Here is a 15,703-nt window from a genome sequence, read left to right on the forward strand (position 1 = left end):
CTTGCCGACCACACCGCGAATGTCATATGCCTTGAAGATGGATTGGGAGATCATCGATTCTCTCTGGGTTGCGTGCACGAAGCAGTCGGACCGTTGCGTGATCGCGCACTGCGTTCGGATTCAGGATGCCGTCACGGCGCGCGTACGTCCCTGCGTCCTGACGACTAAGCCGTCCCGATGTCATGGCGAACCGTCGCACGACGAATTCACGCACAGCCTGGCGCGAACTCGTCGCGAAACTCGCAAAACAGCTTGCCGCGCGTGGCGAGGTGGTCGATCTGAGCCAGTGTCAGCGATGCGATGCGCGATGCCGTCATTTCCGAGACGCCGAGTTGTCGTGTGGCCTCGCTCCGGTTGACGAGGAGCAGCCACTTCGCAAGCATGAGATACGATCGATTGAATTCCGCGATCGCATCGGAAATGTCGTGTTGTTCGGCCATGGTCGGTCTTGAAGGGCCAGCGCGTGTGCTTTGCCGGTCGATTCGCTTCGACCCGGTGGTTCGGCACTCGCCGGATTTTCGATGACACACTGTACGTCGCGAACGCAGCGCCGGACCGACAAAGCTCTGAACGGATCCGCCAGCGCGCGCAGGCGCGCGTACCGTGGCGTGCACGTCGATTCGCGCGGCATCGCCACGGCGCGATGCGGATCCGTTCAGTCGGCGTCGGCGAGATACGGCGACGTGAACGCGCGCGGCGGGAACGCCTGCAGGCCGCCTTGCGGCGTAAAGCTGTAACGGAGATAGACGGCTGCCGTCCACTCGCGGTACTGATACGCATTGCCGAACGAAGCGGCTCCACCGACGGCCAGCTGCGGCGCGACCTGGTATTCGCCGCGCGCGGCGAGCGAATACGCGATGCCCGTCTTGCTGCGCGCGGGATACACGGCCCCCGCGTCCAGCCCTACCGCCTGGCTGGCGGCGGCATTCGCGGCCGCTTGCGCCTGCATGCCGGAATCGAGCGGGAAATACGGCACCGCGTTCTGCCGGTAATGCTGCACGCCGAACGAACCGCTCAAGTCGTACGCAAACGCGCCCGTTCGTCCCGCGTACTCGACCGGTATATTCAGGATCACGTATTGCTGCGGACTGAAATAGCCGCCCTGGCCGTACGTGAAATACGACTGGTTCTTGCTGAAGCGCATCCACGTCGCATTGACGCCCACGGTGAGCGTCCGGTCGGCGTCGCGCAGCAGGCGCGTATAGGCGCCGCCGCTGCCCTTGCCGGCGAAGTTGCGTTCGACGTGATGGCCGTCGTAATAGTCGAACGCGCCCGCGACGTACGCGCCGCTGGTGCCGTCGTCCCAGCTCAGCGCGCCGCGCGCGCCGCTGCGCGTCACGCCGCCCCACTTGAGGCCGGCACTCGCATCGCGTGCGCCCGCGAACGACAGCAAGCTGTCGGTCACCGCGCGACGCGTGACGGCCAGCGAGTAGGCCGCCCGATCGGTGATCGCACCATTGAAGCGCACGCCGCCGACCACATCCTGGTACGGAAACCCGACCGGCGTCGCGCCGATGTCGGCCTTCAATTGCTTGCCTTCGTAACCCAGGGAAAGACCGACGCCGCTCGCCGTTTCGGAACCCGGCGAGCCGCCGCCGGCCGACCTCGAGAGCCCCGCGCCGAACCGGGCGAGGGTCGGCACGTCGGTGGCCGAGTTGCCGCCGTCGAGCATGACCGGCGTGGCGGTCACGACGACGTGACCGTTGCCTGCCTTGATACGCCCTTCCAGCGGCGCCTCGATGTCGGTGAGGCCGGACAGCCCCGCCTCGCCCGTCCGGTTTCGGAACACGATGCCGCCCGAGGCCGTGCTGGCCTGCTCGCTGTTCACCTGGGCCAGTTCCGACGCGACGTCGAGCATCTGAGCGTTGGCGCCCACGTCCCGCTGCGGCGCACGGGCCACGGCCTCGCTTCCCGCATAGCCGGCCGGCGGCTGCGGGATATAGCGAGGCGGCGCATCGGCCTGCCCGTAGGCCGATGCAAGAACGGGCGCGCGCGCCGCGGCGACCTTCGTCCCGCCGCGGGCCGGCCGGGCCGGCCTCGCGCCCGACGCGGCCGCCGGCGAACCGGTCGCCGCCGCGGCCCGCGACGCGGGCGACATCGGCCACGGCGTGGCGACGTAGCCGGCACAGTCGTCGTTCGGATCGGACTGCGCCACGCATCCCGCGGACGCCCCCGCCGGCGGTACGTCCGCGGCAGGCTCCCGATAGGGCTGATAGGACTGGTAGGACTGATAGCGCCGCGCGGTCGCGGGCCCGCCCGACTCGCCCGCGCCGGCGGCCGCCGGGCCATAGCCGCCGGGATCGCCGGGATCGGGCGTGACCGCCTGCGGCGACATGGCGGGCGGCACCATGCGCGCTGCCGGCACGGCGGACGGGGTGACGTAGGTCGCGGGCGGCGCGGGAGGCATCGTATAGGGCACGGTCGGAGCGGAAGAAGACGGGGTGGACCAGGAAGGCACGCCCGGCAGCGGCGATACCGCGGCCCCGAAGCCGGTCGACGGATGACCGACATCGACGGCGGTCTTGCCTTCGAACGGATTGGTACCGGGCAGCGGGTTCGCGCCGATGCGCCGCATCGCGTCTTCCCAGCCGCGCGGCACGTTCGATGGCGCCGTCTTGCTGCCCGGCGGCGGCGTATTGGCGGCCAGCAGCGAACGCTGCAGATACTGCGCGGCGAGCGAAAGATTCCCCTCCGCGCGATACAGCCGGCCGGTCGCGGCAAGCAAGCCCGGGTCGTCGGGCGCGATACGCAGCGCCGTGGCCGCGAACGCTTCACCGTCGCGCCATGCCTTCGCGCTGCTCGCCGCGTAGATCGCCGCGACCAGCAAGCCCGTATCGTCGGGCCGGCGGGCCAGCGCGACCCGATAGCATTTCAGCGCGTTCGGCGCGTCGCCGGCCGACGTGTACAGCCGCGCGAGCGCGGCCTGGAGTTCGGGACTGTCCGGCATCGCGGCCAGCCACGGCGCGATGACGGCGTAGCCGCCGGCGAGGTCGCCGGCCTGGCGCACCGCATCGGCCTGACGCACGACGATCTCGAGGTTCAGGCGTTCGAAGTCGCCGCGCTGCGCGGGCGACAGCGGCAGCGCGGCAAGCCGGCGCATCGCGTCGCTCAGCAGCGCATCGTTGCGCACGGTCAGCAGCGTCCGCGCGTACTGCAGCAGCAAATCGGCGTTGTCCGGCTCGCGGGCCAGCGCACGCTGCACGATCCAGAGCGCACGCGACGTGTCGCCGGCCGCCGCATAGCCCGCCGACAACTGCGCCGCGAGTCCCGGCACCGACTGGCCGATCCCCTCCGCGTCGTGCAGCACCCCGAGCGCCTGCGCGCGGCGGCCTTCGCGCACCAGCCGTGTCGCGAGTGCAACCTGCTGGCCCACCCAGAGGCGGTGCTGCAACGTCGTCATCGCCGCCGTGCGTTGCGCGGGCGCGATGCGCTCCAGCCGCTGCAGCCCGAGGCTCCAGTCTTGCGTCTGCTCGGCCAGCAGCGCGCCGGCATAGAGTGCGTCGGTCATGTCGGGCCGTTCGGCCAGTAATCCGTCCATCATGCTGCGCGCCGACGCGATCGCGCCTTGCCGCACGTACACGCGCGCCAGATCCAGCCGCAGCCACGGATCGTCCGGATTGCCGGCAAGCGCGTCCTCGAACAGGCTGCGCGCTGTGCCCAGATCGCCGCGCGCTTCGGCTTGCCGCGCCTGCGCGGCCTCGGCCGTACGACGCAACCGGTCGAGGCCGCCGGCCTTCGACTGCTGCTCGGCGCTCAGTTGCGTCGCGAACTGCAACGCTTCGTCGCCGCGCCCCTGCGCGGCCAGCGCGCCGACCAGACCGCGTATCGCGTCCGGGTTGTCGGACTGACGCCGCAGCGCCATCCGGTACGCCTGCTCGGCGCCGCGCGCATCGCGATTCTCCAGCAGCGCGTCGCCGAGCATCACCTGCGCGGTGACGTTCGACGGATCCGCAAGAATCGCGCGTTCGAACAGCGCCTTCGCTCGCGCGAAGTCGCCGTTGCTTTGCGCACCGAGCGCCTCGCTCGTGTACGACCAGTACGTCGCACTGCCGAGCGCCGAGCGCCAGCGCGCCGCATTCCCGCCTCGCGACGCGCGCTCCAGATCGCTGCGTGCCTGCGCGAAGTGCTCCTGCTTCAGCTCGACGATGCCGCGGCCGCCCAGCGCGTCGCTGTCGTTCGGCGACGTGGCGAGCACGGCATTGAAGCGGGCGCGCGCCGTGTCCAGATCGCCGCGTTCGAGTGCCGCAAAGCCATCCTCGATCGCGTGGCCGCGCGCTTCGTTCGAGGCGCTGCGTTGATCGCCCTCGCGCGCGGTTTGGTCCTGTCGCACCATGCTGTCGTAGCGCGCCTTGACCGGCGGATCGTCGGGCACCACCTTCAGATAGGCGAGGTAGCGCGCCTGATCCGACGGCCTGGCCGCGAGCCAGAGCAGCGCCTGGCGCCAGCTCTCGCGCGCCGCCTTCCCGACTTTCGCGTCGGCGGACAACGACTCGAGCCGCGCGATGCCGTCGCGGCGCGTCGCGTCGCGATAGGTCAGGTGCTGCGCATACGCGAGTGCGTAGCGCGGATCGTCGGGGTTGTCACGCGCGAGACGCTCCAGGCCGCGGCGGGCTTCGGCCCATCCGCTCGGCGTCGCCGCGAGCGCGTGGAAGTACTCGAGCTGCAGCGCGGGCGACGACGGCGCGCCTTGCAGCGCGCGCTGATACTGTTGCGCGGCCAGCGCGCTCTGCCCCGTCTGCGCGAGGCGGCGCGCGTCGCTGATCTCGCCATCGCGCACGCTCGTCTCGCCCAGACGCTGGCCCAGCTCGTCGGTCCGCGCGAAGCCGGGCGCGATCCGGCGCAACTGTTCCAGGTAGCGGCGCGCACCGTCGACGTCCTTGCGATCGGCGAGCACCATGCCCATGCCGAACAGCGCGTCGGGCTGATTCGGATCGACGCCCAGCACCTTCTTCCAGGCCTGTGCCGCGAGGTCGCCCCGGCCATGCGCCTGCCAGTATCGCCCCTGATCGACGAGTACCTTCAGCGGGTCGCTGCCGGCCGCCGCCGCGTGCGGCAGTGTCAGCGCGAGCAGCAGACTCGCGATACCGCCCGCGCGGGCGGCGCCGAGCCCGCGTAACCGTCGGTTTCGCATGTCACTCCTTCAGCCGGCGCGCCGCACGCGCACGCAGCAGACGATAGAAGAGCGCCGCCGCGACGAACGCGGCCAGCACGCTGAACAGCGCAAGCAGCAGCGGACGCCCCGACAGAAACCAGCGCAGGTAAGTGAGCGGCGGCAGCGCACCGACGTGATACGACGTTTCGTTCGACGTCACCGTGACGGTGCGATCGCGAATCACGACCATCGCGCCCTGGACCGACGTGAGCATGTCGTCGTCGAGCAGTGCGCGGCCGAGCGCCTCGTCCGCCTGCCCGCTCGCGCTGATCAACGCGACGGCGCTGCGCGTCTTGCGCAACGGCGACTCGAAGCCGGCGATCAGCGCGCGCGTGCCGTCCGAGACGATCGACAGGCCGGCGCGCACGCGTTCGCGCTCGGCGCCAGGCGACGGCGCCGCCTCGGCGCCGCCGAACAGGCCACCGAACCGGCCACCGAACAGGCCGCTGTCGCGATCGGTGCCGAACGGCATGCGCGCCGCCCAGCGGGTCAGCAGCGGCTGGGTGTCCGGCGCGCCGAGAATCAGCAGATCCTTGGACGCGAACGCGCCGACACCGGCGGCGTCCGTCACCGTCACACCGCTGACCGGATAGCCCGTCGACACGCCCATGCGTCCCATCGCGAGCAGGTACAGGCCGTAGACGTCCGCGCCCGGCTCGGCGGGCAGCACGACGGCCGTGTCCGACAGGTCGGCCATCCGCGTGAACGGAAAGCCGCTGTTCGCAAACGCGGCGAGGTCGGGCAGCGCCTTGTAGTGCGGAAACGACGACACGTCGATCGTCGAGTCCGGGTCGATCGAACCCGCGACGTTCTGCAGCAGCCGCCCCGTGCATCGGCCCATGTCCGGGATCTCGTAGAAGAAGTGCAGCTGCAACGGCGTGCGCGGCGTGAGCAGCAGCGGCGGCACGTGCAGCGTCGCGCGGTCGATACCGTTGGCGACGAACGGCAGGTAGCGGCTCAGGCTCCAGCGCGACGTTTCCCGTGCCGGGATCGGCAGCGCCTTCACGAACGTGTCGCCGACGCTCAGGTTGAGCGACGAACGGTCCGCGCGCAGCGTCGGCGTGTAGCGATAACGCAGGTCGATCGGCGCGCCGCGCGTATCCCAGGTGAACAGATCGGGGGCGACGCGCAGATCGATCCGGACGGCGCCCGCGTCGTAGCCGGACACGCTGAGCGCGCGCCCCTCGGCCAGTTCGCCGAGCCGCACCGGGTGCGTCGACGACAGCCAGTTCGGCGCGTCGTACGGCACGCGCGGCGCGACGTTCTCGAGCCGGCTCACCGTGGCATGCGTACCCGCGAGCGTCTTGCTGCCGAGCACGAGCGTGAGCGCGGCGACCTTCACTTCGTCCGGCGTGCGACCGAGCACCAGCAGCAGCTGGCCGTGAGCCGGCGCCTGCCGCTCGACGACGGCCAGCGTCGGTCCGTCGATCGCCGGCAGCGTCACACCGTCCAGACGATCGTCGGCCGTCGCGAATACCACCGCATTGCCCGATTCAGGCAGGCCGCCGGGGCGGGCCGGAAACCGCGCGCCGCGATACGAGGCCAGCGCGCCGAACCACGACGCGACGATGCCCGCCGCTTCCAGCGTCTCCCGCGGCGCTCGCGCGGCGAATGCGAACGGCAGCTCGAGCCGCCGGACGTCCCGCGAATCGAAGAACGGCGCGGGCAGGACGCCGAGTTCCGGCCGCTCCGGCAACGCCGCGTAGGTCAGCTCGAGCCGGCTCGCGTTGCTCACCGTCGCCCACAGCGACGAGTTGGCGGGATCCTCGCAGTCTTTCGTGTAATGACCGATCAACTGAACGTTCAGATGGTTGTACTCGGTGACGAAGCGCGGATCGATCGACACGTCGCGCGCAACCGTCATGCCGGCTTGAGCGGCCGGCAACGGCAGCGTCGCCGCCACTTCGCCGTTGATCAGCACCTTGAGCTGCGACAGATCCGGCAGAAGCGCGGGCGAGTAGCTGTAGACCAGATGCAGCGTCGCGCCCATGACGACCTCGTCGCGACGGACGGAGAACGCGATGCCGTTCTGGCCGTCGGTGCCCCGCAGCTGCAGCGGATCGCGTGCCCCGAGATCCGCGAACGTCAATGCCTGGCGCCGGCCGCCGGGCACGAGCGTGCCGGGCTCGGCCGTGGTCGGCAGCATACCGAAGCGGCGACGCGCGGCGTCGGCCGCCGGCACCGGTTCGGCGAGCGGCGCGGGGCGCGCGGTGTCGGGCCCGACGACTATGGCCGGCGACGGCGGCGCCGCATCGCCCGACGACATCGCGCCATCCGCCGCCCGCATTGCGCCGGGTGCCTGCATCCCGGCGGCCGCGGCCCAGCTGCCCGATGCGATGCCGCTCGCCATTGCCCAGAGCAGTAGCGACACCATCCTGCGCGACACGCGCGCATACCGGCCGACACGTGCAGGAACCGCGACAACCGCGCCCTGCGAAATGCACGCCTTGCGGCGCGTGCTGCCGCGCTGTCGCGACGCCCACGTCATTCTTTCCGCCTCATGCTATTTTTTTTCGTTGCTGCGGCCGCCACGCGCGTACACGCGCAGGTCCGCGTACAGGCGTGCGATCAGGCGAAGCAAGCCCTGCACGCCGACCTTCAACAGATGCAGGAACGCACGCAGCGGCGAATCGGGACGGCGGCCGTCCGTCCAGTCGATCCATGCGTCGGCTCGGGCAAAGGTCGAACTGACGAGATCGAACTCCTGCTGCTGCGACAGGCTCTCGAACCGGATGCCGACGCGCTCCGGTTCGACGTATTCGACCGTCGCGGGAAATGCGTACTCTTCGACACCGCGAAACAGCGATACCGTCACCGGTTCGCCACGCGGAATGCGCGCATCGTCGGGGACTGCCACGCCGATCCCGCCCTCCGAGTAGTCACGCGTTTCGCATGCCAGCGTCCGGCCATTCGCGAAGCGCAGCATGACCGGAATCCGCGCCGCGACACGATGGGACACGCGTACCTGCCGGCGCTCGTTCGCCGCCGCGACGGCGAGCCCCAGAATCAGGATGTTGTAGGTCGTCCATGCCAGGTTGAACGCCGTCGTCTGGACTTCGCTGCCGACATGACGGTTGAGCGACAGGTTCAGGACGCCCACCGCGAGGCCGATCGCGTTCAGGACCACCAGGCTCAGATACGGTTTCGACACCGCCCAGTCGAAGTAGCCGCGGTCGATGCGTCCGCCCTTGGCCGTCACGTTGAACTTGCCCAGCCGGGGATTGATCAGCGCAAGCATCGTCGGCAGCGCGATGTACGACGCGAGCACGGCTTCGTAGACTTCGGCCCAGAACGAATGCCGGAAGCGGCCCTGCATCCGCGAGTTCGTCACGTTTGCATGGATGACGTGGGGCAGCGCATAGAGCGCAAGCATCGTGGCCGGGGCATGGATCACATGTGCGTCGAAGAACAGGAACGACAGCGGTGCGGTCAGGAACACGAGCCGCGGGATCCCGTAGAAAAAATGCATCATCGCGTTCAGGTAGCACAGCCGCTGGCTCAGCGTCAGTCCGCGCCCGAACAGCGGGTTGTCGATGCGGAATATCTGCGTCATGCCGCGCGCCCAGCGGATGCGCTGGCCGATGTGCCCGGTCAGGCTCTCGGTGGCCAGCCCCGCCGCCTGCGGTATCGCAAGATAGGCCGTCGTATAGCCGCGGCGATGCAGCTTGAGCGCGGTGTGCGCATCCTCGGTCACCGTCTCCGTCGCGATGCCGCCGATCTCCTCCACCATCGAGCGGCGCATCAGCGCGCACGATCCGCAGAAAAACGTCGCGTTCCAGAGATCGTTGCCGTCCTGCACCAGTCCGTAGAACAGTTCGCCTTCGTTCGGCACCTTTCTGAAAATGCCGAGGTTGCGCTCGAACGGGTCCGGCGAAAAGAAGTGATGCGGCGTCTGCAGCATCGACAGCTTCGGATCCCGAATGAACCAGCCTAGACAGATCTGCAGGAACGAGCGCGTCGGCACATGATCGCAATCGAAGATCGCGATGTATTCGCCGTCGGTGATCTTCAACGCTTCGTTGAGGTTGCCGGCCTTGGCATGGCGATTGTGATCGCGAATCGTCCAGTGCACGCCGACCGACTCGCAGAACGCGCGGAATTCCTGGCGACGTCCGTCGTCCAGCACGTGGATCGACAGCTTGTCGGCCGGGTAATCCAGCGCGAGCGCCGCGTAGATGGTCGGCTTGACGACGCTCAACGGTTCGTTGTACGTCGGAATGAACACGTCGACGCTCGGCCAATGCGCACGCGACGCGGGCAACGGCAGCGGCTTGCGCCCGAGCGGCCACGCGGTCTGGAAGTAGCCGAGAATCAGCACCGCCGCCGCATAGATTTCGGCCGCCGCGAGCAGCGTGCCCCACACCGCGTCGAGCGGATGCGACCACACCAGCGTGCCGGACAATCTCCAATACATGTACCGGCCGGTGGCCACCACCGACAGCACGATCATGACGAGCGTCGCATAGCGTCCGCCCAGGCGACGGACCACCAGCGAACAGGCGATGCAGCAGGTGGCGAACACGAGCTGCCCGATCGCGTCGAGCGGCACCGTACACACGAAATACAGCGCCAGCAGCGTGCATGCGGCCACCGGCAGCGCGACGAACCAGCCGCTCCCGGGCAATGCATCGACGAACCGGTCGACCGCCGACGGCCGCGCGACCTCCCCGCGGGCGCTCAAGCGATGCTCCGCGCGGTGTCGCGCCGATCGAGCACGCGCTCGAGCCATGCACCGCACGCGTTCAGATCGGCGGCGGCCTGCGAACGCGGGTCGTAGCGATTCACGGTCGTCCGGGACGCGAGCGATTCCGCGACTCCTTCATCGCGGTGAATCACGCCGCCGAACCGGGCCGCGCCGAGGCTGTCGCACAGCACGCGCAGCACATCGCGGCCCAGCTCGCGCGACTGATCGACCTGATTGACCACGTAGCCGTCGCCCACGAAATCCGCGCGGCTCGCGGCATACGCGTCGAGCATCCGCCGCATCTGCGGAATCGTTGCGTACGAGGCCGCATCGGCCAGCACGACCTTGAGCACGAAATGCGCGGCCGTCAGCGCGGCGCGCATGTATACCGAGGTGCCCGGCGGCGTATCGATGATCACGATGTCGTCGTCGCCGAGCCCGAGCGCGGCAAGCCCGTGCGCGAGCCACGATGGATCGCGGTCGAGCAGCCGCTCGAAGCGGCGTTGATCCGTTTCGCTGACCAGGCCGAACGGAAACACCGTGATCCCGTCGACGACCACGGCCGGCCAGTTCAGCCTGTCGAGCGCGGCATGGGCGAGCCCGTCGGTCATGTCGAGCGGCACGCCGAAATGCAGCTTCAGCGCATTCTGCGGATCGAGATCCACCACGCTCACGCGCCGGCGCCGCGACGCCGCCAACACGGCCGCGAGATTCGCCGCCAGCGTCGTCTTGCCGACGCCGCCCTTTGCCGAAGCGATCGCGACGATTTTCATGAGCGGCCGGTCCACACCGATGGCTTCTTCGGCGCCTCTCCCGTCGGCTCCGTGCGCAGCCGCTCGAACAACCGAACCAGCGGCTGTGACGGACCTTGCGTGTCCGTGCCATCCGATGCCGCCGGCCTGCCGACCAGCTTCTTCAGCGTGCCGGATGCTGGTTCCCGCCCGCCGTTATCCTGCGCGGACGCAGGCAACGCACGCGTGTCGGCCAGTACGATTTTGCGCAGGCTATCCGCGCTGTCCGGCGACCCTGCGCCCGGCTGCCCCTGCGACGCGCTCGCGCGCAATTCGACACCGCCGAGCAGCGGCCAACGCGCGCGGGCCACTTCGGCATCCGCTTCCGCACGTACTTCGTGATAGCGTCCGGCATCGCCGCCAAAACGCTTGAACAACGATTCGATATCCCGTGAAGTCGACATAGCGTGCCCATTGGTTGTCGCGGAAGTTCCGGTCGGCCCGGTCGCTCAGTTCTTTGCGCGCGCAACACGCAGCTCGATCCGCGAATCGTCCGGCGGCGCGACGTCCTGCGTCACGCGCAAACCGGTCGCGCCGACACTGTCGAACCAGCCCTGATACGCGCCTTCGAGGAAGGCGGAAGACCATGCGAGACAGCCGTCGCCGAACGCGCGCAACGGCGCGGCGTAATGAACGATGCGCAGGAAATCGTGCTCGTCGGACAGTTCGGCGTAACCCCACTGGATGTCGCGCCAGCGGGCATTCAATGCATCCGCGAGATCGTCCGTCGACTCGCAAGGGCCAAGTGGATGCGCGGTTGCGAAGCGCATGCCGATGCGCGCCATCAATTGCCTCAGCTCGTCCCGATCGAGCTGATCGGTGAATTCACCGGCCAATGCCTCCAGGAAGCCGCGCCATTGGATCGATACTTGGCGCTCGAGTAGATGCTCCAACATTCCCTGCATGGACGACGAATCCCCGGTGAAAGACAATTATCGGCGTGGCCGCATCGTGTGCTTCGCGTGCGGACATCGTGGCAACAGCGTTTTTGCGCATCGTAGCGAATCCAATTAGACGAATGGGATTCGACATCTAGCCGAAAAACGCCAAACTATCGGCCACCGCCGACAATTGACGGGAGCGGCCTCGGCGGCAGCCGGGCTGCGATCGGTCGCGCGGCCATGCACCCAATACACGGCCGGGCTCGTGCGTGGCGCGACGCATGAAACGTTGGAAAGGTTGCCGTATCAGGCCCGGCCGGGCGAGGATTCCGCGCGGAATTCGCAGAACAGTTCGCGACGCTCGGCGAGTTCGTCGATCTGTGCCGGCGTCAATTCGGCGACGATCGCAGCCGTCTCGTCCGACATGCCCAGTTGTTGTTTCGCCGCTTCGCGATCCGCTTGCAGCAAGCGCTGGGCAAGCGTCAGATACGAACGGTTGAATTCCGCAATCGCGTCGAAGATGTCGTCCTGTTCGGGCATGGGCGTTCCTGATTTTGGACGGTGATTGCATTCAGCCGGCCGCAGGGCGCGTATTGGCAATACGCGGAGTTTCGGCCCCGCACTCTACGTGTCGCGCACGGCGACGAGCGGACAAAACCTAGCGGTAATCCGCCACCTCGCGGGTTGCCCGTATTTCCGTTCGTGAATGCACGACACGACGGACCGGCGACATGCGGTTCGGCAAAGTCGCGTGAAGATCGCCGGCCCACCCAAATGCTTGCCGGAACGCGCAGCGCCGCCGTCAGATGCCTGCTATGCAGCCCGTATCACGCGCTCGCGCCAGAAATCCCCGCGGGCGCCGAAAATCTTGCTGCACCATTTGGTACCGTCCCAATACACGGGAAAGCCGTATGGATGTCCCGGCCATCGGCCCTCACACCACATCGGTTGCGCGGGAGGATCGGTGCATGGAAGCCAGACACCGGCCCAGCCGGTGCGCTGCCGTTGTTCGGATATCGTCATGGTGTCTATGGTCGAATGCGTCATGGTGACTCCACTTTCGCCCTTCTGTTTGGCAATTGCGTTTCAACGCTAAATATATTTCGTTCGGTTCTTTTTCTTCCTTCGCATATGGCGGGACCGTGGCGCGTTTTCGTCCACGCATGCCGGAAACTCGACGGCTCCCGGCAGCGGGGCCACCATCGCAATCCGGCCCGCACATTTGCCAGCAGGTGTTGCGACGAGACGACGCCAGCGTTGCCAGCTACGGCTGCGATCCGCGGCCGACCAGCGCTTCGATCTCGGTTGGCGTCAGCGCGATGATCCGTGACGCGATCTGATTCGAGATGCCCAACTCGCGTGCCGCGACCTCGCAATCGATCTTCAACATCTGCTGCATCAGTTCGAGATAGGCAGGATCGAGTGCGCCCAACGCCCGGCAAATATCATCCTCTTCCGTCATCACGCTCTCCTAAAGACATGCCCGTGAACGCGATGCATCGGCACACACTCGCATCTGCAAAAATCCGACCGGGTTCCGGGCTTTCGCTTCGAACCGTATCCCAACCAAGCGAACGCCTGTCGACAAACGACAGCCGTCATCCGCTATATAACGCCGAGCCGGCCATTTGCACACTGTTTCAAAATAATTCTTGCGCCAACGTATGGTTTCGCAATCAACCTGTCGGATTCGTCCAAGATTCAGTCGCCGCTTTATTTCCGAACACATTAGGATTTCCCGAATCGCACGTGCGCGGCCGGGCAATTGCGTCCTGTGCGACTTCGAATCTCTTGTTGCGTCCGGACACCGACATCGCACCTCGACGTTGTCTGCTCTTCATTCCGAACCCATGGAATTACCACTATGTTGAAAGTGACGAAAGCCGTCTTTCCGGTCGCCGGCCTGGGCACGCGGTTCCTGCCGGCCACCAAGGCCAGTCCCAAGGAAATGCTGCCGGTTGTGGACAAACCATTGATCCAGTATGCGGTCGAGGAAGCGATCGAAGCGGGCATCACGGAGATGATCTTCGTGACCGGCCGCAGCAAGCGCGCGATCGAGGATCATTTCGACAAGTCGTACGAGATCGAGGCGGAGCTCGAGGCACGCGGCAAGGACAAGCTGCTGTCGCTGGTGCGCAGCATCAAGCCGAGCCATGTCGACTGCTTTTACGTGCGCCAGGCCGAAGCGCTCGGGCTCGGTCATGCCGTGCTGTGCGCGGAGAAGCTCGTCGGCGACAATCCGTTCGCGGTGATCCTCGCCGACGATTTGCTCGATGCCCCGAAGCCGGTGTTACGCCAGATGATCGACGTCTTCGATCACTATCACGCGTCGGTCATCGGGGTCGAGGAAATCGCTCCTGAAGATTCGAAATCCTATGGCGTGATCGACGGCAAGCGCTGGGAAGACGATCTCTTCAAGCTGTCCGGCATCGTCGAGAAGCCCGAACCGGCGAATGCGCCGTCGAACTTCGGTGTCGTCGGCCGTTACGTGTTGAAACCGAAGATCTTCGAGCATCTCCGCGGCCTCAAACCCGGCGCGGGCGGCGAATTGCAACTGACCGACGCGATCCAGTCGCTGCTCACCGATGAACAGGTGCTCGCGTACCGCTACGACGGCACGCGCTTCGATTGCGGCAGCAAGCTCGGGTACCTGAAGGCGACGATCGAGTTCGCGCTGCGGCATCCTGAGGTTGCGGCGGACTTCGAGCGGTATTTGCTTGCGCGGATGTCGGAACAGCTGGTCGTGTGACGCTGGTCATGCATCCCGAACCTGCACGACGCCCGGCGCGTTGCTGCCTTTGCGCGCCGCGTCCATTTGACATGACTGTTTCGATCAGCGGGGATCCCGGATGTGGCTCGCCATCGGCAACCTGGGTGACGCGGCGATGACGTTGCCGCTCGCCGCCATCTGCTTCGCGTGGCTCACACGCTCGCTCTATGGCTGGCGAATCGCGCTGTCGTGGCTCATGCTGCTTGCCTCCGGGATGCTGCTTGTCGGACTGACCAAGATTCTTTATGCCGGCTGCGGGATGGAGATTCGTTCGATCAACTTTCGCGTGATCAGCGGTCACGCGATGCTCGCCGCTACCGTCTGGCCGATGGTGTGCCTACTGGCGCTGCACGACGGGTGGAGCGTTCGCACGGGCGCTGCGCTGTTGCCTGGGCTTGCGCTCGCGGCGACGGTTGGCGTCGCGCGCGTACTCAATGACGCACATACGGCTTCCGAAGTAATCGCGGGCTGGATGCTCGGCGTGCTCGTCACCGTGACGTTGCTGAAGAGGTGGAGGGACGCGCCTATTCTGCCGCCGTGGCTGCGCCCTCTTGCGGCCGGCTCCGTGCTGGTGGTGTCCGGCATCGCTTACGGACATCACGCGCCGATTCAGGCTGCCATCGAGACGTATTCGCCGTTCCTTTGCACGCGCGTTTTCTGAACGCGTGCACGCCCGAATTTGATGACGCGCAAGCACAGAGCGATTGCGCTCGCAAACCGCGTGTTCGCGAAAGATGATTGGCGGTACCGATCAATATTCTGTCTGCCTCGCGCGATTTGCATTGCCCACAATGCGTGTGTAATGCACTGCACCATTTTTTCACATCTCGCTGAGAGCCGATGAAGATCCTCGTCTACGGCATCAACTATGCGCCCGAGCTGACCGGCATCGGCAAATACACTGCGGAAATGGCGGAAACGCTCTCCGCAAAAGGCCACTCGGTGCGTGTCGTCAGCGCGCCGCCGTACTACCCCGAATGGCGCGTGACGGGCGGGTACTCGGCTCTTCGTTACTCGACCGAATACCGAAATGGCGTTGCGCTTTGGCGTGCCCCCCTTTGGGTTCCGTCTCGGCCGAGTGGCGTGCGGCGCATCGCGCACCTCGCGAGCTTCGCGCTATCCAGCCTCCCGGTCATGCTTCGGCACGCGCTGTGGCGGCCGGACGTCGTAATCTGCATCGCGCCGAGCCTGCTGAATGCGCCCGCCGGATGGGTTGTCGCAAGAATCACCGGTGCGCACGCATGGATCCACATCCAGGACTACGAGGTCGACGCAGCGTTCAGCCTCGGCATGCTCAAGGGCTCGTTGCTGAAGCGCACCGTGCTCGCGGTCGAGCGCATGCTGTTGAAACGCTTCGATACCGTGTCGACGATTTCCGGGAAGATGATCCAGCACGCGATGCGCAAGGGCATTCATCCGCACAAG

General features: G+C 66.9%; 12 protein-coding genes. 3 read left to right on the plus strand and 9 right to left on the minus strand.

Going from position 1 to position 15,703, the window contains the following annotated elements; translation table 11 throughout:
* Positions 1-206 precede the first annotated feature (206 nt).
* The 9 genes from DIE12_RS37155 to DIE12_RS37195 all read right to left on the minus strand — a co-directional run bounded on the left by DIE12_RS37155 (position 207) and on the right by DIE12_RS37195 (position 12,970).
* Entirely contained in the window at positions 207-440 is a 234-nt protein-coding gene (locus DIE12_RS37155; RefSeq protein WP_044846956.1) for a flagellar transcriptional regulator FlhD, read from the minus strand.
* 215 nt (positions 441-655) lie between these two features.
* Positions 656-5,131 (minus strand): cellulose synthase subunit BcsC-related outer membrane protein, encoded by a 4,476-nt coding sequence (locus DIE12_RS37160; protein ID WP_124524035.1) that lies wholly within the window; start codon positions 5,129-5,131, stop codon positions 656-658.
* Between the two features lies 1 nt (position 5,132).
* Complete coding sequence (gene bcsB, locus DIE12_RS37165; RefSeq protein ID WP_124524037.1) at positions 5,133-7,640, minus strand: cellulose biosynthesis cyclic di-GMP-binding regulatory protein BcsB; 2,508 nt, start codon at positions 7,638-7,640, stop codon at positions 5,133-5,135.
* A gap of 15 nt (positions 7,641-7,655) precedes the next feature.
* Positions 7,656-9,881: a UDP-forming cellulose synthase catalytic subunit gene (bcsA, locus tag DIE12_RS37170; RefSeq protein ID WP_124524039.1), complete on the minus strand. Its 2,226-nt coding sequence runs from the start codon at positions 9,879-9,881 to the stop codon at positions 7,656-7,658.
* Positions 9,830-10,609 (minus strand): cellulose biosynthesis protein BcsQ, encoded by a 780-nt coding sequence (gene bcsQ, locus DIE12_RS37175; protein WP_124489818.1) that lies wholly within the window; start codon positions 10,607-10,609, stop codon positions 9,830-9,832. Before bcsQ ends, bcsA begins: the two co-directional genes overlap by 52 nt.
* A complete protein-coding gene (gene bcsP / locus DIE12_RS37180) occupies positions 10,606-11,031 on the minus strand; it encodes a cellulose biosynthesis protein BcsP (RefSeq protein WP_124489819.1) in 426 nt (141 codons plus the stop codon). The genes bcsQ and bcsP overlap by 4 nt, the downstream gene beginning before the upstream one ends.
* Positions 11,032-11,076: 45 nt before the next feature.
* A complete protein-coding gene (bcsD, locus tag DIE12_RS37185) occupies positions 11,077-11,532 on the minus strand; it encodes a cellulose biosynthesis protein BcsD (protein WP_124489820.1) in 456 nt (151 codons plus the stop codon).
* Between the two features lie 282 nt (positions 11,533-11,814).
* Positions 11,815-12,048, minus strand: coding sequence for a flagellar transcriptional regulator FlhD (locus DIE12_RS37190; protein ID WP_124489821.1), 234 nt, complete (start codon positions 12,046-12,048; stop codon positions 11,815-11,817).
* A gap of 724 nt (positions 12,049-12,772) precedes the next feature.
* Positions 12,773-12,970: a flagellar transcriptional regulator FlhD gene (locus DIE12_RS37195; protein WP_044846963.1), complete on the minus strand. Its 198-nt coding sequence runs from the start codon at positions 12,968-12,970 to the stop codon at positions 12,773-12,775.
* Positions 12,971-13,372: 402 nt separating this feature from the next.
* Here DIE12_RS37195 and galU point away from each other — a divergent pair, with 402 nt between their 5' ends.
* The 3 genes from galU to DIE12_RS37210 all read left to right on the plus strand — a co-directional run.
* On the plus strand, positions 13,373-14,257 hold the full coding sequence (galU, locus tag DIE12_RS37200; protein WP_124489822.1) for a UTP--glucose-1-phosphate uridylyltransferase GalU: 885 nt from the start codon (positions 13,373-13,375) through the stop codon (positions 14,255-14,257).
* A 100-nt stretch (positions 14,258-14,357) separates the two neighbouring features.
* The gene (locus tag DIE12_RS37205; RefSeq protein WP_124489823.1) at positions 14,358-14,939 is read left to right on the plus strand and encodes a phosphatase PAP2 family protein; all 582 of its coding nucleotides are present in this window, start codon (positions 14,358-14,360) and stop codon (positions 14,937-14,939) included.
* A gap of 179 nt (positions 14,940-15,118) precedes the next feature.
* Positions 15,119-15,703 (plus strand): WcaI family glycosyltransferase (locus tag DIE12_RS37210; protein ID WP_124489824.1); only part of this gene is annotated, 585 nt, incomplete at its 3' end.

This window comes from Burkholderia sp. Bp9015, assembly GCF_003853505.1.
GTDB lineage: Bacteria > Pseudomonadota > Gammaproteobacteria > Burkholderiales > Burkholderiaceae > Burkholderia.